The 17,196-nt window shown below is 69.9% G+C and carries 14 protein-coding genes and 1 riboswitch; of the genes, 7 read left to right on the top strand and 7 right to left on the bottom strand.

Going from position 1 to position 17,196, the window contains the following annotated elements; genetic code table 11:
- Positions 1–160 precede the first annotated feature (160 nt).
- The gene (locus tag P8A18_RS23445; protein WP_306061093.1) at positions 161–1,627 is read right to left on the bottom strand and encodes a sensor histidine kinase; all 1,467 of its coding nucleotides are present in this window, start codon (positions 1,625–1,627) and stop codon (positions 161–163) included.
- A gap of 367 nt (positions 1,628–1,994) precedes the next feature.
- Complete coding sequence (locus P8A18_RS23440; RefSeq protein ID WP_306057327.1) at positions 1,995–3,068, bottom strand: SIS domain-containing protein; 1,074 nt, start codon at positions 3,066–3,068, stop codon at positions 1,995–1,997.
- A 220-nt stretch (positions 3,069–3,288) separates the two neighbouring features.
- On the opposite strand from P8A18_RS23440, the gene nagB reads away from it, so the two are divergent.
- A complete protein-coding gene (nagB, locus tag P8A18_RS23435) occupies positions 3,289–4,074 on the top strand; it encodes a glucosamine-6-phosphate deaminase (RefSeq protein ID WP_306057325.1) in 786 nt (261 codons plus the stop codon).
- Between the two features lie 64 nt (positions 4,075–4,138).
- On the opposite strand, the gene P8A18_RS23430 is transcribed toward nagB, so the two are convergent.
- From P8A18_RS23430 to P8A18_RS23415, 4 genes are all read right to left on the bottom strand, one after another.
- A complete protein-coding gene (locus P8A18_RS23430) occupies positions 4,139–5,674 on the bottom strand; it encodes a glycoside hydrolase family 3 protein (RefSeq protein ID WP_306057322.1) in 1,536 nt (511 codons plus the stop codon).
- A gap of 9 nt (positions 5,675–5,683) precedes the next feature.
- Complete coding sequence (locus tag P8A18_RS23425) at positions 5,684–6,547, bottom strand: carbohydrate ABC transporter permease (protein WP_018549922.1); 864 nt, start codon at positions 6,545–6,547, stop codon at positions 5,684–5,686.
- Complete coding sequence (locus P8A18_RS23420; protein WP_306057320.1) at positions 6,544–7,557, bottom strand: carbohydrate ABC transporter permease; 1,014 nt, start codon at positions 7,555–7,557, stop codon at positions 6,544–6,546. Before P8A18_RS23420 ends, P8A18_RS23425 begins: the two co-directional genes overlap by 4 nt.
- 111 nt (positions 7,558–7,668) lie before the next feature.
- Entirely contained in the window at positions 7,669–8,970 is a 1,302-nt protein-coding gene (locus P8A18_RS23415) for a sugar ABC transporter substrate-binding protein (RefSeq protein WP_018549920.1), read from the bottom strand.
- A 283-nt stretch (positions 8,971–9,253) separates the two neighbouring features.
- Here P8A18_RS23415 and P8A18_RS23410 point away from each other — a divergent pair, with 283 nt between their 5' ends.
- The 5 genes from P8A18_RS23410 to P8A18_RS23390 all read left to right on the top strand — a co-directional run bounded on the left by P8A18_RS23410 (position 9,254) and on the right by P8A18_RS23390 (position 15,888).
- The gene (locus tag P8A18_RS23410; protein ID WP_018549919.1) at positions 9,254–10,024 is read left to right on the top strand and encodes a GntR family transcriptional regulator; all 771 of its coding nucleotides are present in this window, start codon (positions 9,254–9,256) and stop codon (positions 10,022–10,024) included.
- Positions 10,025–10,309: 285 nt separating this feature from the next.
- A complete protein-coding gene (locus P8A18_RS23405) occupies positions 10,310–10,522 on the top strand; it encodes a DUF3311 domain-containing protein (protein WP_018549918.1) in 213 nt (70 codons plus the stop codon).
- The gene (mctP, locus tag P8A18_RS23400; protein ID WP_306057317.1) at positions 10,519–12,147 is read left to right on the top strand and encodes a monocarboxylate uptake permease MctP; all 1,629 of its coding nucleotides are present in this window, start codon (positions 10,519–10,521) and stop codon (positions 12,145–12,147) included. The genes P8A18_RS23405 and mctP overlap by 4 nt, the downstream gene beginning before the upstream one ends.
- A gap of 78 nt (positions 12,148–12,225) precedes the next feature.
- A riboswitch (adenosylcobalamin-variant (AdoCbl-variant) riboswitch) is annotated at positions 12,226–12,324 on the top strand.
- A 151-nt stretch (positions 12,325–12,475) separates the two neighbouring features.
- A complete protein-coding gene (locus P8A18_RS23395) occupies positions 12,476–14,872 on the top strand; it encodes a ribonucleoside-diphosphate reductase subunit alpha (RefSeq protein ID WP_306057315.1) in 2,397 nt (798 codons plus the stop codon).
- Positions 14,872–15,888 carry a ribonucleotide-diphosphate reductase subunit beta gene (locus tag P8A18_RS23390; RefSeq protein WP_306057314.1) on the top strand — a complete coding sequence of 339 codons (1,017 nt, stop codon included), beginning with the start codon at positions 14,872–14,874 and terminating at the stop codon, positions 15,886–15,888. The genes P8A18_RS23395 and P8A18_RS23390 overlap by 1 nt, the downstream gene beginning before the upstream one ends.
- Positions 15,889–15,922: 34 nt before the next feature.
- Here P8A18_RS23390 and P8A18_RS23385 read toward each other — a convergent pair whose 3' ends face one another.
- Positions 15,923–16,135, bottom strand: a complete 213-nt coding sequence (locus tag P8A18_RS23385) for a hypothetical protein (RefSeq protein ID WP_306057312.1) — start codon at positions 16,133–16,135, stop codon at positions 15,923–15,925.
- An 81-nt stretch (positions 16,136–16,216) separates the two neighbouring features.
- On the opposite strand from P8A18_RS23385, the gene P8A18_RS23380 reads away from it, so the two are divergent.
- Complete coding sequence (locus P8A18_RS23380) at positions 16,217–17,191, top strand: GlxA family transcriptional regulator (RefSeq protein WP_306057310.1); 975 nt, start codon at positions 16,217–16,219, stop codon at positions 17,189–17,191.
- The last annotated feature ends 5 nt before the right edge of the window (positions 17,192–17,196 follow it).

The raw sequence follows: 17,196 nt of genomic DNA, 5'->3' as shown, positions 1-17,196 counted from the left end.
CCGACGCCACCGCTACGAACCTCAGCCAGGCGGCGCGTACAGCGCGTACGCACCACCCCGCCCCCCGAGTCGCAGCGCGCAGTACCCCCGAAGCGCATGCTTGACAGAGAGCCCGGACCGTTCTTCAACGGTCCGGGCTCTCTGTTGTGCGCGGGCGGGGCTACTTGTCGGCGCGGACCGGGATGTCGAGGACGACCTGTGTGCCGCGCTCCGGCGCCGGGACCATGCCGAACGATCCGCTCAACTCGCCCTCGACCAGCGTCCGCACGATCTGGAGGCCCAGATTGCCGGCCCGCTTCGGATCGAAACCCTCCGGCAGACCGCAGCCGTCGTCCTGAACGGTGATGAGCAGCCGCCCCTCGGTGGGCGAGCCGCCCCGGACGGCGGAGACCTCGACCGTGCCGGACTCGGCCACGCCGAACGCGTGCTCCAGGGCGTTCTGCAGGACTTCGGTGAGGACCATCGCCAGCGGGGTGGCCACCTCGGCGTCGAGCACGCCGAAGCGTCCGGTGCGGCGGCAGGTGACCTTGCCCGGCGAGATCTCGGCGACCATGGCGATCACCCGGTCCGCAATGTCGTCGAACTCCACCCGCTCGTCCAGATTCTGGGACAGCGTCTCATGCACGATGGCGATCGAACCGACGCGCCGCACCGCCTCGTTGAGCGCCTCGCGGCCCTGCGGGGAGTCCATCCGGCGGGCCTGAAGCCGCAACAGGGCGGCAACCGTCTGGAGGTTGTTCTTCACCCGGTGGTGGATCTCCCGGATGGTGGCGTCCTTGGTGATCAACTCACGCTCGCGGCGGCGCAGTTCGGTCACGTCCCGCAGGAGGACCAGGGAGCCGATGCGGACCCCCTTGGGCTTCAGCGGGATCGCGCGGAGCTGGATCACTCCGCCGGTGCACTCCACCTCGAACTCACGGGGCGCGTAACCGCTGGCGAGTTTGACCAGGGCCTCGTCCACCGGGCCCCGGGAGGGCGCGAGTTCGGCCGTGATCTGGCCGAGGTGATGGCCCACCAGGTCGGAGGCGAGCCCGAGCCGGTGGTAGGCGGAGAGGCCGTTGGGGCTCGCGTACTGGACGACCCCGTCGGCGTCGAGCCGGACCAGGCCGTCGCCGACGCGGGGGGACGCGTCCATGTCGACCTGCTGGCCGGGGAAGGGGAAGGACCCGGCGGCGATCATCTGGGCCAGGTCGGAGGCGGACTGGAGGTAGGTGAGCTCCAGCCGGGACGGGGTGCGTACGGTCAGGAGGTTGGTGTTGCGGGCGATGACGCCGAGGACCCGGCCCTCCCGGCGTACGGGGATCGACTCCACCCGTACCGGAACCTCCTCGCGCCACTCCGGGTCGCCCTCGCGCACGATCCGGCCCTCGTCCAGGGCCGCGTCCAGCAGCGGGCGGCGGCCGCGCGGCACCAGGTGGCCGACCATGTCGTCCTGGTAGGAGGTGGGTCCGGTGTTGGGCCGCATCTGGGCGACGGACACATAGCGGGTGCCGTCGCGGGTGGGGACCCACAGGACGAGGTCGGCGAAGGAGAGGTCGGAGAGCAGCTGCCACTCCGAGACCAGCAGGTGGAGCCACTCGAGGTCGGTGTCGCCGAGGGCGGTGTGCTGGCGTACGAGGTCGTTCATGGAGGGCACGTGTGGAGCGTACCTGTGGATGTGCGCCGGGTCCGAACCGGAAGCCGCGCCCGTACGTGCAGCACGGTGGGCACCGACATTGGCGGCGCCCATGGATGGACAGGGACTAATGGTCTAGTCCACAATGCTTGATGTAAGAGCCTCCGCTCTCCCCGCACAGGAGGGCGGATCGAGGTACCGCGCTCTCTGCCCTGACTGCGCCGGTGCCTCTCCCCCGGCCGGGGGCACCGCACACCGCCGGCCGAGCCGCCGCCCGCGAGGGCGGCTCTACTCCGGGCTGCGGTGCTGGTCGGGCTGAGGGTCCCGGCCCGGCGCCGCGGCCCGCGGGTGTTTCCGGGGTCTCTTCGCGCCGGCGGACTCAGCGGGTCTCGGTGACCTTCGCGAGCGCGCGCGGCGCGTCCGGGTCCTGGCCCCGGGCGATCGTCACCTCGTAGGCCAGCAACTGGAGCGGCAGGATCTCCAGGACCGGCTGCACCTCCTCCGCCACCCCGGCCGTCGGCAGCACGAAGCCCGCGGACGCCGCCGCCACCGGTGCCGCGGGGCCGACGACGAAGAGGTCGGCGCCCCGGCCGCGCAGCCGGTCCAGGACGGGCTGGAGGGCCTCGCCGCCCCGGCCGTCGGTCACCACGGCGATCACCGGCGAGATGTTGTCGACCATGGCCAGCGGGCCGTGCAGGAGATCGGCGCCGGAGTAGGACAGAGCGGGGATGTAGCTCGTCTCCATGAGCTTCAGGGCCGCCTCCTTGGCCGTGGGATAGCCGTAGCCGCGCGAGGTGATGACCATGCGCTCGGCGAACCGGTAGCGGGAGGCCAGGGACTTCACCTCCTCCTGGCGGGCGAGCACCTCGTCGGCGAGGTCGGGCAGGACGCCGGCCGCCGCGCCGTCGCCGCCGCGCAGCCCCTCCACGAACAGGTACAGCGCGAGCAGGGACGCGGTGTACGTCTTGGTGGCCGGCAGCGCCTTCTCCGGCCCGGCCAGGATGTCGATGTGGTACTCGGACACGGCCGCGAGGGGCGAGTCCGGGTTGTTGGTCACGGCCAGCGTCACCGCGCCCGCCTCGCGGGCCGCCCGGGTCGACGCCACCAGATCGGGCGAGCCGCCGGACTGGCTGACGGTGACGACGAGGACGTCCCGCAGGTCCGGCTTCGCGCCGTAGGCCGTGGTGGTGGACATCGAGGCCAGTCCGCAGGGCAGCCCGAGCGTGATCTCCAGCAGGTACTTGGCGTAGAGCGCGGCGTTGTCGGAGCTGCCGCGCGCGGTGAGCAGGACGAAGCGCGGCTTGCGGGCCGCGATCCGCTCGGCGGTCTCCCGGACGGCGGGAGCGCCGCGTTCGAGGATGCGCCGGAGCATCGCGGGCTGTTCGGCCATCTCGCCGGACATGATGCGGCCGGGCCGTTCGCCGTTCTCGCCGGCCGGGTACGTGGCGGACATGTCTGGTGCCTCCCGGGTGGTCACGGTGCGTCGGACAAGTCGAGCACGGTGCACCGAGGGCCCGCCAGCGGGCTGCGGCCGGTGGGGCGGCCCCTGGGACCGGGCCGTACGTCCGAAGGGCGGTACGGGCCGCGTCCCGGCGGGCCGGGTCTGCTAGATTAGGCTGTTGATTGGTCTATACCACATATCGTCAGTCTTCAATCGGATCGGCAGGCCCCGCGTGGAAGTTGTCATCGTCCCGGACGCCAAGGCAGGCGGCGAACTGATCGCGGGGGCCATCGGCGCCCTGCTGAGCCGCAAGCCCGACGCCCTTCTCGGCGTTGCCACCGGCTCTACCCCGCTGCCCATCTACCAGGCCCTCGCGGAAAGGGTCCGCTCCGGCTCCGTGGACGCCTCGCGCGCCCGCATCTGCCAGCTGGACGAGTACGTGGGGCTGCCCGCGGGCCACCCGGAGTCGTACCGCTCCGTGGTGCTGCGCGAGGTGGTCGAGCCGCTCGGGCTCTCCGAGGCCTCGTTCATGGGCCCCGACGGCTCCGCCGAGGACGTCCAGGCGGCGTGCGAGGCGTACGACAAGGCGCTCGCCGAGGCCGGCGGGGTGGACCTCCAGCTGCTCGGCATCGGTACCGACGGGCACATCGGCTTCAACGAGCCGTGCTCCTCGCTCGCCTCCCGTACCCGGATCAAGACGCTCACCGAGCAGACCCGGGTCGACAACGCGCGCTTCTTCGACAACGACATCGACCAGGTGCCGCACCACGTCATCACCCAGGGCATCGGCACGATCCTGGAGGCCCGCCACCCGATCCTGCTCGCGACGGGCGAGGGCAAGGCGGACGCGGTGGCCGCGACGGTCGAGGGGCCGATCGCCTCGGTCGTGCCCGCCTCCGCGCTCCAGCTGCACCCGCACGCGACGGTGGTGGTCGACGAGGCCGCCGCGTCGAAGCTGAAGCTGGCGGACTACTTCCGCGCCACGTTCGCGGCGAAGCCGGCCTGGCAGGGGCTGTAGCTTCCCGCGGTACGCGAGAGGGCCGGGGCACCTTGGTGGTGTCCCGGCCCTCTCTTCGGTACGGCTACCGCGCGGCGATGATCTCCGCCGCCGCCTGGCCGCAGACCCTGGCGGCGCCGTGGGTGGCGATGTGCAGGGCCCCCCGGGGCTCGGCCTGGGGGACGCCCATCTCGACCACGACCGTGTCCGGGCGCGCCGCGATCAGGGCGTCCAGGGCCTCGGTCATCCACGCGTGGCGGTGCGCGTCGCGGACCACCGCGACGATGCGCCGCTCCCCCGCCGCCCGCAGCGCCGCCTCGGCCGGGGCCTGGGACTCGCTGTCGTACGTGTCGGTCCCGGTGCCCGGCACCAGCCGGGTCAGCTCGGCCGCGAGGCCCCACGGGGTCTCGTCGCCGACCGCGATGTTCGCGACCGGGGTGAAGGCGGCCACGTAGGCCGGACCGGTGAGCGGCTCGGCCGTACCGGTCACGCGCACCGCGCGGCGGGCGGCGACCAGGCCGACGTCCGAGGCGACGCCCTCGCTCTGCGCGGTGCCGGGCGCGGTCCCCTCCTGCGCTGCCGCGCCCGGCTCCCGGACAGCCCCCCTGGCCTCCCGCGTCCAGGACGCGAGGGCCCGTACCCGGGCAGCGGCGTCGGCGAGCCGCTCCTCGGGAAGTTCACCGGCGCGCACCGCCGCGACCAGCGCGTCCCGCAGCCGCAGCACGGTGCTGTCGTCGTCGAGCCCGCCGCCGACGCACAGCGCGTCGGCGCCGGCCGCGACGGCGAGCACCGAGCCGCGCTCGATCCCGTACGTCGAGGCGATGGCCTGCATCTCCACGGCGTCGGTGACGATGAGCCCCTCGTATCCCAGCTCCTCGCGCAGCAGACCGGTCAGGATCTGCGGGCTGAGCGTCGCCGGGCGGTGCGGGTCGAGTGCGGGCAGCAGGATGTGCGCGCTCATCACCGACTTGGAGCCGGCCGCGATGGCCGCCCGGAACGGCACCAGTTCCCGGGCGTGCAGGGTCTGGAGGTCGACGTCGATGCGCGGCAGCGCGTGGTGCGAGTCGACCGCGGTGTCGCCGTGCCCCGGGAAGTGCTTGGTGCAGGCGGCGACGCCGGCGGCCTGGAGGCCCTCGACGTACGCGGCGGTGTGCCGGGCGACCAGCTGGGGGTCGGCGCCGAAGGAGCGGACGCCGATGACCGGGTTGCCCGGGTTGGAGTTGACGTCCGCGGACGGGGCCCAGTTGAGGTTGACCCCGCACTCGGCGAGCCGGCGGCCCAGCTCGTGGGCGACGGCCCGGGTCAGCCCGGTGTCGTCCACGGCGCCGAGCGCCAGGTTGCCGGGGAAGGACGAGCCCTGCCGCACCTCCAGACGGGTGACGTCGCCGCCCTCCTCGTCGATCGCGACGAGCACGTCGTCACGCTCGGCCCTGAGCTGGGCGGTGAGCGCGGCGAGCTGCTCGGGCGTCTCGATGTTGCGGCCGAACAGGCCGACGGAGGACAGGCCTTCGCCGACCCGGCGCAGCAGCCACTCCGGCGCGGTGGTGCCGGTGAAGCCGGGCTGCAGGACGGCCAGCGCGTCGCGGGTGACGGTGTCCGTGGTGGATATGAGGGTGGTCATGGGGCGGCGTTATCCCTTCACGGCGCCGGAGGTGAGGCCCGCGGCCATCTTCTTCTGCACGAACATGAAGAAGATGACGACCGGAAGAGCGATCATGGTCGACGCCGCCATGAGGGCACCGTAGTCCGTACCGCGCTCACTGGTGAACGTCATCAGCCACACGTTGAGCGTGTACTTGGAGTTGTCGTTGATCAGGATGTAGGCGAAGAGGTACTCGTTCCACGCGTTGACCAGCGCGAAGATCGACGCGGCCGCGAGGCCCGGGGCGAGCAGCGGCAGGATCACGCGGCGGAAGGCGCCGAAGCGGGTGCAGCCGTCCACCATGGCGGACTCCTCCAGCTCCACCGGGATGTTCACCACGAAGCCGCGGATCATGATCGTCGCGAACGGCAGTGTGGAGACCAGGTAGACGACGATCAGGCTCCAGTACTCGTCGATGCCGCCCATGGCGTTGAGCTGGGCGTAGATCGGGATGAGCATCGCCGTCGGCGGGAGCATCTGGACCAGGATCATGATGAGGAGCAGGGGCTTGCGGCCGAAGAAGCGGAACCGGCCGATGGCCAGGGCCGCCAGGGTGGCGATGATCATGCCGCCGACCACGGCGGTGATGGAGACGATCAGGCTGGACTGGACGGCGGTGCCGAAGTTCGGCTGCTGCGTGGCCTTGACGAAGTTGTCGAAGGTGATCGACGAGGGCCACAGGGTCTGGTCGTACGAGCGGATCTCCCGGCTGGGCCGCAGGGCGCTGATCACCAGCCAGTAGACCGGGAAGACCATGACCAGGGCGATGCCGAGGCCGAGGATGTTCAGGCCGACCCGGGAATTCTTGCGGTCCGGGCGCAGGACCTGTGGTGTGTCGGTCGTGGTGCTCATTCGACCTCTCCCGTCTTCATGAGCTGGCGCAGGTAGTACACGGCCACGGCGGACAGCAGGATCACCGTGATCAGGGCGATGGCGGTGCCCTGGCTGAAGGAGGTGGACTCGAAGGCCTTGGAGTAGGAGTAGAGGCCGAGGGTCTCGTACTCGGGCTCGGGCTTGCTGCCGCGCAGCAGCCAGATCTGGCCGAAGACGTTGAAGTCCCAGATCACCGACAGCGTGGCGACCATGCTGAACACCGGCTTGATGACCGGCCACGTCACGTAGCGGAAGATGCCGAAGCTGCTGGCGCCGTCGAGGGAGGCGGCCTCCTCCAGTTCCTGGGGGACCTGGGTGAGGGCGGCGTACAGGGTGACGACGACGAAGGGGATGGCGCCCCAGACCACCAGCAGGGTGATGATCGCGAAGCCCTGGATCGGGTCCAGGTACCAGTTGTGGCCGAGCCAGTCCTCGCCGACGACCTTCGCGATGAGGGTGTTGATGAGGCCGTAGTCGGAGTCGGCCATGAACCGGAAGATCGAGGCGGCGACCATCAGCGGCATCGCCCAGGCGGCGATGAGGCAGAAGGTCAGGATGAGCCGCACCCAGTTGGACAGCCGGCGCATCAGCAGGGAGATCAGCAGGCCGATGCCCATGGTGAGCGTCACGCAGACGGCCATGAAGACGACGGTGCGGAAGGTCACCCACCAGAACTCGGAGTCCCCGAGGATGTTGGTGAACTGGTCGAAACCGACCCAGGGTGCGGGGTCGCCGCTCCACAGCTCGCGCCGGCCCATGTCCTGGAAGGACATGATGACGGTCTTGGCGAGCGGGTAGAGGTAGACGGCGGCGATCGCCACGATCGCCGGGAGGATCAGGAGGTAGGGGAGGAGTTCACCCTTCTTCCGCTTCCTCTTCTGCTTGAGGGGACCGTTGCCGCCCTGATCGGACAGTGGGCTCCCGTCCGCCTCGGGATCACGTGGTACGGGGACCGGTGGCCCGGCGGCCTTGGTATCGGCGGCAGTCACGTGGCTGACCTTCCATCGCGGGTCCGAGGCAGCCCCCGGAAAACACGGCGTTGCTGGTAAAGGAGCGGGGGCCCGGCACAGTGCCGGGCCCCCGCCTGGCGATCAGAAGGCTCAGGCCTTCTTGTTGATCAGTGCGTCGATCTCGCTGTCGGCCTTCTTGGCCGCGTCGGCGACGGAGGTGCCCTTGAGGATCTTCAGGAGCATGTTCTCCAGAATCTCCTCCTTCTCGATCGAGGCCCAGCCCGGCGCGATCGGCGTGAACCAGGCGTCCGGCACCGCGTTGGCGATGGCGGCCGTCTCGGGCTTGGCCTTCAGCGGCTCAAGCTGCTTCTCGTTGTTCGGGAGGATGTTCTTCGACGCGAGGACGTCCATGGACTTCGCGTTGGTGAAGAGGGAGATCCACTCCTGGCCGAGGTCCTGGACCTTCGACTTGGAGATGGTGGCGAGGTCCGAGCCGCCGATGAAGGACGGGAGCGCCTTGCCGTTCGGGCCGGGCATACCGGCCGTGGCGATCTTGCCCTCGAGCTTCGGGTTGCCGTTGTCACCGCCGGTGACGCTGCCGGCCTCCCAGGCCTGGCCGTAGATGACCGCGGCCTTCTCGTTGGCCATGACGTTGGCGTGGTCCTGCTCGTCCTTCGTCTGGTCTGCCTTGTTGTACTTCTTGACCAGGTCGACGAAGTCCTGGATGCCCTTCTGCGCCTCGGGGGTCGAGAGGGTGGCCTTCCACTCCTTCGCGCCCTCGTCGTACTTGGCGATCTGGCCGCCCTCGGCCGCGACGTAGGACATGGCGGCGTACCAGTAACGGCCCGGGTAGTACAGGGACGAGGCGCGCTTGTCCTTCTTGGCGAGCTCGGCCTGGACCTTGTCCATGGCCTTGAGGAAGGACGCCTCGTCCTGCGGGAGGGTGTCGCTGCCGGTGCCGGCCTTCAGCATGTCCTTGTTGTAGACCGCCAGACGGGCACTGGCGTAGTACGGGACACAGTAGATCTTGCCCTCGTAGGAGCAGGTGTCCTTCAGACCCTTGATCCAGGTGTCCGAGTTCTCGTACTTGGCGGTGTCGATCTCGCCGAGCGCGCCGTTGAGGATGTACTGCATGGTCTCGGTGTTGCCGAGCTCGACAACATCCGGGAACTTGTCGCCACCGAGGGAGGTGTCGAGCTTCTTGACCTTGTCCGCCCAGCCCTGGTACTGGACCTTGACCTTGACGTTCGGGTACTTCTTCTTGAACTCGGCATTGACGTCCTTGACCAGTTCCGGCCAGGTCGACTGGGCCTCGCCCATGAGCCAGACAGTCAGGTCTTCCTTGCGGTCCTTCGGGTCCTTCGAGGACGAAGACTTGTCGTCCGAACCACACGCCGCAATGGAAACCAACATGCCCGCGACGCCGATCGCCGCGATGAGCTTGCGCTTCACGCCACCCTCCTCAGGGATGCTGCAACCCCCTCCCCCCACCGCGCGAAAACGTCGACGAGTACTGCTGGGGCTGGGACCTGGTCTTTAATGGTTTAGACCAGTACCGGGAGCTTGGCCTAGACCTTTAGGGGTGTCAAGGGTGTATAAGAAGTGCACTCGCGTCCGTTATAGGACCGACACCTGAGGGAGGGCGACGAGCCGTGACCGGACCGTGCCACCATGTGAGCCGCGACAGACGGAGGAGCCGGTGACGGCAGCAACGCAGCAGTCGGGAAGGCGGGCCATGGGCGCCGACGGGGGAAGTCCGGAGAACGAGACGGGCGCGGGCGCGGGTGCGCGTACCGCGCGCGTCCCTAAGTACTACCGGCTCAAGCGACATCTCCTCGACATGACGGACACCATGCCGCCGGGCACCCCCGTGCCCCCGGAGCGGACCCTGGCCGCCGAATTCGACACCTCGCGCACCACCGTGCGCCAGGCGCTCCAGGAACTGGTCGTCGAGGGCCGGCTGGAACGCATCCAGGGCAAGGGCACCTTCGTCGCCAAGCCGAAGGTCTCCCAGGCCCTGCAACTCACCTCGTACACCGAGGACATGAGGGCCCAGGGACTCGAACCGACCTCGCAGCTCCTGGACATCGGCTATGTCACCGCCGACGACACGCTCGCCGGGCTGCTCGACATCAGCGCGGGCGGCCGGGTCCTGCGGATCGAGCGCCTGCGCCTGGCGAGCGGCGAGCCGATGGCCATCGAGACCACGCACCTGTCGGCCAAGCGCTTCCCGGCGCTGCGCCGTTCGCTGGTGAAGTACACCTCGCTCTACACGGCGCTGTCCGAGGTGTACGACGTCCGGCTGGCCGAGGCCGAGGAGACCATCGAGACCTCGCTCGCCACCCCGCGCGAGGCCGGACTGCTCGGCACGGACGTGGGCCTGCCGATGCTCATGCTGTCCCGGCACTCGCTGGACGAACAGGGCGAACCGGTCGAGTGGGTGCGCTCGGTCTACCGCGGCGACCGCTACAAGTTCGTGGCCCGCCTCAAGCGGCCACTGGACTGACCCTCCGCACGAATGTGCGCGCCCAACAGCCCCTCGGACCCGCCGCCGAGGGGCTGTTGGGCGTTCCACGCCCCTCAGCCGCGCACCGGCGCGGGGACGTTCGGCGCAATCGTGATCATCCGGCCGGCCCGACGCCGATTTTGCCGGACCGCAATGCGGACAGGGGGTGACGCTGGCCAGAACCCTCCCTTAGATTTCGTGCGCGTTGCACCAGGTGATCAGCGAGGGGACGGAGTCGCCGCCATGCCGGAAGAACCAGAAGAAAAGCCACCCACGGTCACACCGATGAGGGTGGTCATCGCGCTCTGTCTCATCGCGCCGTTCGTGGCGATGCTCTGGGTGAGTTCGTACGCGAAGATCGACCCGACCTTCATCGGCATTCCGTTCTTCTACTGGTACCAGATGCTGTGGGTGCTGATCTCGACCGCCCTCACCATGATCGCGTACAAGCTGTGGCAGCGTGACCAGCGCGCCCGCAAGGGGGGTGCGTCGGCATGAAGGACGGCGTGAACGGCGTCGCGCTCGGCGTCTTCATCTTCTTCTTCCTGGCCGTCACGGTCATCGGCTTCATGGCCGCCCGCTGGCGCAAGGCCGAGAACGAGGCAAGTCTCGACGAATGGGGCCTGGGCGGACGGTCGTTCGGCACCTGGGTCACCTGGTTCCTGCTCGGCGGCGACCTCTACACCGCGTACACCTTCGTCGCCGTCCCGGCGGCGATCTACGCGGCGGGCGCGGCCGGCTTCTTCGCGGTCCCCTACACCATCCTGGTGTACCCGCTGATCTTCACTTTCCTGCCGCGCCTGTGGTCGGTCTCGCACAAGCACGGCTACGTCACCACCTCGGACTTCGTCCGCGGCCGCTTCGGCTCGAAGGGGCTCTCGCTGGCGGTCGCCGTCACCGGCATCCTCGCCACGATGCCCTACATCGCGCTCCAGCTCGTCGGCATCCAGGCGGTGCTGGACGTGATGGGCGTCGGCGGCGGCGAGAACACCAACTGGTTCGTCAAGGACCTGCCGCTGCTGATCGCGTTCGCGGTCCTCGCCGCGTACACGTACTCCTCCGGGCTGCGCGCGCCGGCGCTGATCGCGTTCGTCAAGGACGGGCTGATCTACCTGGTCATCGCCGTGGCGATCATCTACATCCCGATCAAGCTCGGCGGCTTCGACGACATCTTCGCCGCCGCCCAGGACAAGTTCGCCGGGCCGCCCGGCGGGAAGCCGACCGGCGCGCTCGCCCCGGGCGCGGCGGGCCACTGGGGTTACGCCACCCTGGCGCTCGGCTCCGCGCTGGCGCTCTTCATGTACCCGCACTCCATCACGGCGACCCTCTCCAGCCGCAGCCGTGAGGTGATCCGCCGCAACACCACGATCCTGCCGCTGTACTCGCTGATGCTGGGCCTGCTCGCGCTGCTCGGCTTCATGGCGATCGCCGCCGGCGTCAAGGTGGACAACGGCCAGCTGGCCATCCCGCAGCTGTTCGAGAACATGTTCCCCGACTGGTTCGCGGGCGTGGCGTTCGCCGCCATCGGCATCGGCGCGCTGGTGCCGGCCGCGATCATGTCGATCGCCGCGGCGAATCTCTTCACCCGCAACATCTACAAGGACTTCCTGAAGCCCGACGCGACCCCCGAGCAGGAGACCAAGGTCTCCAAGATGGTCTCGCTGCTGGTCAAGGTCGGCGCGCTCGCCTTCGTCCTGACCATGGACAAGACCGTCGCGATCAACTTCCAGCTGCTCGGCGGGATCTGGATCCTCCAGACGATGCCGGCCCTGGTCGGCGGTCTGTTCACCCGCTGGTTCCACCGCTGGGCGCTGCTCGCCGGCTGGGCGGTCGGCATGATCTACGGAACGGCCGCCGCCTACGGGGTCGCGAGCCCCACCCAGAAGCACTTCGGCGGGTCCTCCAAGGAGATCCCGGGTCTCGGTGAGATCGGCTACATCGGCCTCACGGCCTTCGTGCTCAACGTCGTCGTCACCGTGGTGCTGACCTTCGTCCTGAACGCCGTGAAGGCGCCCGCCGGGGAGGACGAGACCGCTCCGGGCGACTACACCGCGGACGCGGGCGACCCGGGCGTGAAGGCGGAGCTCCCGCCGGCCACGGCCGGGGCGCCGGGCGGTCACTGACCGCACAGTTTTACGTCACGCGACACAACATGTGGGGGCCGCCTCATCCGGCGGCCCCCACATGTATGCTCGTGCTCGCTGTCGCCGCAGGGAAATCCGGTGCGAATCCGGAACTGTCCCGCAACGGTGTGTTCGGTGTGCTTTTGCGCACCCGTAAGTCCGAGGACCTGCCGACAGCGCATCCGGCTCGACCGAACCGGGTGCCCAGACGTCCGGGCCTCGTGGATGGGCCGGTGGACGCCGCACGGAGTGCTGCCCCGACCGGGCCCGCGCCCGCCCGGCTGCCCCGCCCTCCGCCGGCCCAGAGCCGAGCGAGGGAGAGCACCACGTGACCATCGCGCCAGCCGATCCGGTCTCAGCGGCCGAATCAACGGGGACCATGAGCGACGGGCCAGGCACCGCACTGCTGCGGACCCTGACCGACCTCACCGCCGATCTGCCCGACACCGACCCGGGGCGCGTCGCCGCCGCGGCCCTGCGCGGCCGCAACGCCCGGTCGGACGAGGCGGAGCTGCGCTCGCTGGCCACCGAGGCCGCCGCGGGCCTCATCTCCGAGGACCCCGCCTACTCCCGGCTCGCCGCCCGCCTCCTCACCCGCTCCATCGCGGACGAGGCCGCCGGGCAGGGCTCGACGTCGTTCTCCGCCTCGGTCGCCGTGGGGCACCGCGAGGGCCTGATCGCGGACCGCACCGCCGAGTTCGTGACGCTGCACGCCGCGGCCCTGGACGCGCTGGTGGAGCGGTCCCTCACCGACGGCGCCGACGACCGCTTCGGCTACTTCGGGCTGCGCACCCTGCACAGCCGCTACCTGCTGCGCCACCCGCACACCCGCCAGGTCATCGAGACGCCGCAGCACTTCATGCTCCGGGTCGCCGCCGGGCTCGCCGAGGACAACTCCGAGCGCGCGCTCGACGAGGTCGCCTCGCTGTACGGGCTGATGAGCCGGCTGGACTACCTGCCCTCCTCCCCCACGCTCTTCAACTCCGGCACCCGCCACCCGCAGATGTCCTCCTGCTATCTGCTGGACTCGCCGCTGGACGAGCTGGACTCGATCTACGACCGCTACCACCAGGTGGCGCGCCTGTCGAAGCACGCGGGGGGCATCGGCCTCTCCTACTCCCGCATCCGCGCCCGCGGTTCGCTGATCCGCGGCACCAACGGGCACTCCAACGGCATCGTGCCGTTCCTGAAGACGCTCGACGCCTCCGTCGCCGCCGTCAACCAGGGCGGCCGGCGCAAGGGCGCGGCCGCCGTCTACCTGGAGACCTGGCACGCGGACATCGAGGAGTTCCTCGAACTGCGCGACAACACGGGCGAGGACCAGCGGCGTACGCACAACCTGAACCTGGCGCACTGGATCCCGGACGAGTTCATGCGCCGGGTCGACGCGGACTCCACCTGGTCGCTGTTCTCCCCGGCGGACGTGCCCGAGCTGACCGACCTGTGGGGCGACGACTTCGACGCCGCCTACCGGGCGGCCGAGGCGAAGGGCCTGGCCCGCAAGACCATGCCGGCCCGTGAGCTGTACGGCCGGATGATGCGGACCCTCGCGCAGACCGGCCAGGGCTGGATGACGTTCAAGGACGCCTCCAACCGGACCGCGAACCAGACCGCCGAGCCGGGCCGCGTCGTGCACTCCTCGAACCTGTGCACCGAGATCCTGGAGGTCACCGACGACGGCGAGACGGCCGTCTGCAACCTCGGCTCGGTCAATCTCGGCGCGTTCGTCACCGAGGGCACGATCGACTGGGAGCGTCTGGACGCCACCGTGCGCACCGCCGTGACCTTCCTCGACCGGGTCGTGGACATCAACTTCTACCCGACCGAGCAGGCCGGCCGTTCCAACGCCCGCTGGCGGCCGGTGGGCCTGGGCGCCATGGGCCTCCAGGACGTCTTCTTCCAGCTGCGGCTGCCGTTCGACTCCCCCGAGGCCCGCGCGCTCTCCACGAAGATCGCCGAGCGCGTCATGCTCGCCGCCTACGAGGCGTCCTGCGACCTCGCCGAGAGGTCGGGCCCCCTCCCCGCCTGGTCCGAGACCCGGGCCGCGCGCGGGGTGCTGCACCCGGACCACTACGACACCGAGCCGAACTGGCCGGAGCGCTGGGACGCCCTGCGCGCCCGGATCGCGAAGACCGGGATGCGCAACTCGCTGCTCCTGGCGATCGCCCCGACCGCGACGATCGCCTCGATCGCGGGGGTCTACGAGTGCATCGAGCCCCAGGTCTCCAACCTCTTCAAGCGCGAGACGCTGAGCGGTGAGTTCCTCCAGGTCAACGGCTATCTGGTGGACGAGCTGAAGCGGCTCGGCGTGTGGGACGCGCGGACCCGGGAGGCGCTGCGCGAGGCGAGCGGCTCGGTGCAGGGCTTCGCGTGGATCCCCGCGGACGTGCGGGCGCTGTACCGCACCGCGTGGGAGATCCCGCAGCGCGGACTGATCGACATGGCGGCGGCCCGTACGCCGTTCCTCGACCAGAGCCAGTCGCTGAACCTGTTCCTGGAGACGCCGACGATCGGCAAGCTCTCCTCGATGTACGCGTACGCCTGGAAGCAGGGGCTGAAGACGACGTACTACCTGCGTTCGCGCCCTGCGACGCGCATCGCCCGCGCCGCGTCCGGCCGGGCCGCGGACGCCGCCCCCATTCCCGTACAGCAGGCACAGGCGCCCGACGCGGACGCCATCGCCTGCTCCCTGGAAAACCCCGAGTCCTGCGAGGCCTGCCAGTAATGAGTTCGAACGACACGAAGCACCTGCTCGACCCGGGCTTCGAACTGACCCTGCGGCCCATGCGCTACCCGGACTTCTACGAGCGCTACCGGGACGCGATCAAGAACACCTGGCACGTGGAGGAGGTCGACCTCCACTCCGACGTGGCGGACCTGGCCAAGATGTCGCCCGCCGAGCAGCACCTGATCGGCCGGCTGGTGGCGTTCTTCGCGACCGGTGACTCGATCGTCGCCAACAACCTCGTGCTGACGCTGTACAAGCACATCAACTCCCCGGAGGCGCGGCTCTACCTGTCGCGCCAGCTGTTCGAGGAGGCCGTGCACGTCCAGTTCTATCTGACGCTGCTGGACACGTACCTGCCCGACCCGGACGACCGGGCGGCGGCGTTCGCGGCGGTCGAGAACATTCCCTCGATCCGCGAGAAGGCGCAGTTCTGCTTCAAGTGGATGGACTCGGTCGAGTCGATCGACCGGCTGGAGACGAAGGCCGACCGCCGCCGCTTCCTGCTGAACCTGATCTGCTTCGCGGCGTGCATTGAGGGGCTGTTCTTCTACGGCGCCTTCGCGTACGTCTACTGGTTCCGCTCGCGCGGTCTGCTGCACGGCCTCGCCACGGGGACCAACTGGGTCTTCCGCGACGAGACCATGCACATGAACTTCGCGTTCGAGGTCGTGGACACGGTCCGCAAGGAGGAGCCCGAACTCTTCGACGACGCCCTGGAGCAGCAGGTCACCGACATGCTGAAGGAGGCCGTCGAGGCGGAGTTGCAGTTCGGCCGCGACCTGTGCGGCGAGGGCCTGCCCGGCATGAACACCGAGTCGATGCGCGAGTACCTGGAGTGCGTCGCCGACCAGCGGCTCACCCGGCTGGGCTTCCCCGCGATGTACGGCTCGCAGAACCCGTTCTCGTTCATGGAGCTCCAGGGGGTGCAGGAGCTGACGAACTTCTTCGAGCGGCGCCCCTCCGCCTACCAGGTGGCCGTCGAGGGCACAGTCGGCTTCGACGACGACTTCTAGTGCCGCGACGGGGCGAAGCTTGCCGGGAGGCGCACTAGATCCTCGCCCAGCTCCTGACGTACGGACGCCGTGCGGCCCTCACCGGCCGTGCGGCGTCCGCCGTTCGCGGTGGGCGCGTGCTCCGGTCCCGTTCCGCTTCGCGCAGCTCGCGGTCGATGCGGCGCTCGCGGACGACGCCGAGCAGCGCCGGCAGCAGGACGAGTGCGAAAAGAACGGCTATGCCCAGGTAGTTCAGGAATGTGTTCATGCCTCTACTGTCGTCGGTCACGGACGATCGCGTCAGTGGCAGGACTGTCGTAGAACCTCGAATTACTGCCACACTGGGGTCATGCTGAAGAATGTCGCCGTTCTGCTGCTCGACGAGGTCCATCCCTTCGAACTGGGTGTCCTGAGCGAGGTGTTCGGGCTCGACCGCAGTGACGAGGGGCTGCCCGTGCTCGATTTCGCCGTGGTCTCCGCGGAGGGCCCGGTACTGGAGACCCACGCCGGTTTCACCATCAGCACCCCGCACGGCCTCGACCGCCTGGAGGAGGCCGACCTCATCGCGGTCCCGGCCGGCAGCCACTTCATGGACCGGGAGTACCCCGAGGAGGTCCTGGACGCGCTGCGCCGGGCCGTGGCCCGGGGGGCCAGGGTGCTGAGCGTGTGCTCGGGGGCGTACGTGCTCGGCGCGGCCGGTCTGCTCGACGGCCGCCGCTGCACCACGCACTGGCGCCACACCGACGAACTGGCCCGCCGCTTCCCGCGCGCCTGTGTGGAGCCGGACGTGCTGTACGTGGACGCGGGCCCGGTCATCACGTCGGCGGGGACGGCGGCGGGGATCGACGCCTGCCTGCACCTGGTCCGCCAGGCGTACGGTCCGGCCGCGGCCAACACCATCGCCCGCCGGATGGTGGTGCCGCCGCACCGGGACGGCGGGCAGGCGCAGTACATCGAGCGCCCGCTGCCCCGCACCCGCTGCGACACCGTGGGCGACACGCTCGCCTGGATGGAGCGCCACCTCGACCGGGAGATGACCGTCGAACAGCTCGCCGCGCAGGCGCACATGTCGCCGCGCACCTTCGCCCGCCGCTTCCAGCAGGAGACCGGCACCACGCCGTACCGCTGGCTGCTGCGCCAGCGGGTCCTGCTGGCCCAGCACCTGCTGGAGACGTCCGACGAGACGATGGACACGATCGCCGGGCAGGCCGGCTTCGGGAACGCCGCGGCCCTGCGCCACCAGTTCGTGCGCTCCCTCGGCACCACGCCCCACGCGTACCGCCGCACGTTCCGGGGGCCGTCCGCGGTCACCGAGGTCGCCTGACCCGC

It is taken from the genome of Streptomyces sp. Mut1 (genome assembly GCF_030719295.1).
Lineage (GTDB): Bacteria > Actinomycetota > Actinomycetes > Streptomycetales > Streptomycetaceae > Streptomyces > Streptomyces castrisilvae.
This window is presented reverse-complemented; position numbering and strand designations above follow the sequence as displayed.

Coding starts and splice junctions, on each gene's coding strand:
- P8A18_RS23445 (WP_306061093.1), bottom strand. CDS start 1,627: ATGAACGACCTCGTACGCCAGCACACCGCCCTCGGCGACACCGACCTC.
- P8A18_RS23440 (WP_306057327.1), bottom strand. CDS start 3,068: ATGTCCGCCACGTACCCGGCCGGCGAGAACGGCGAACGGCCCGGCCGC.
- P8A18_RS23430 (WP_306057322.1), bottom strand. CDS start 5,674: ATGACCACCCTCATATCCACCACGGACACCGTCACCCGCGACGCGCTG.
- P8A18_RS23425 (WP_018549922.1), bottom strand. CDS start 6,547: ATGAGCACCACGACCGACACACCACAGGTCCTGCGCCCGGACCGCAAG.
- P8A18_RS23410 (WP_018549919.1), top strand. CDS start 9,254: ATGGGCGCCGACGGGGGAAGTCCGGAGAACGAGACGGGCGCGGGCGCG.
- P8A18_RS23405 (WP_018549918.1), top strand. CDS start 10,310: ATGAGGGTGGTCATCGCGCTCTGTCTCATCGCGCCGTTCGTGGCGATG.
- mctP (WP_306057317.1), top strand. CDS start 10,519: ATGAAGGACGGCGTGAACGGCGTCGCGCTCGGCGTCTTCATCTTCTTC.
- P8A18_RS23390 (WP_306057314.1), top strand. CDS start 14,872: ATGAGTTCGAACGACACGAAGCACCTGCTCGACCCGGGCTTCGAACTG.
- P8A18_RS23385 (WP_306057312.1), bottom strand. CDS start 16,135: ATGAACACATTCCTGAACTACCTGGGCATAGCCGTTCTTTTCGCACTC.
- P8A18_RS23380 (WP_306057310.1), top strand. CDS start 16,217: ATGCTGAAGAATGTCGCCGTTCTGCTGCTCGACGAGGTCCATCCCTTC.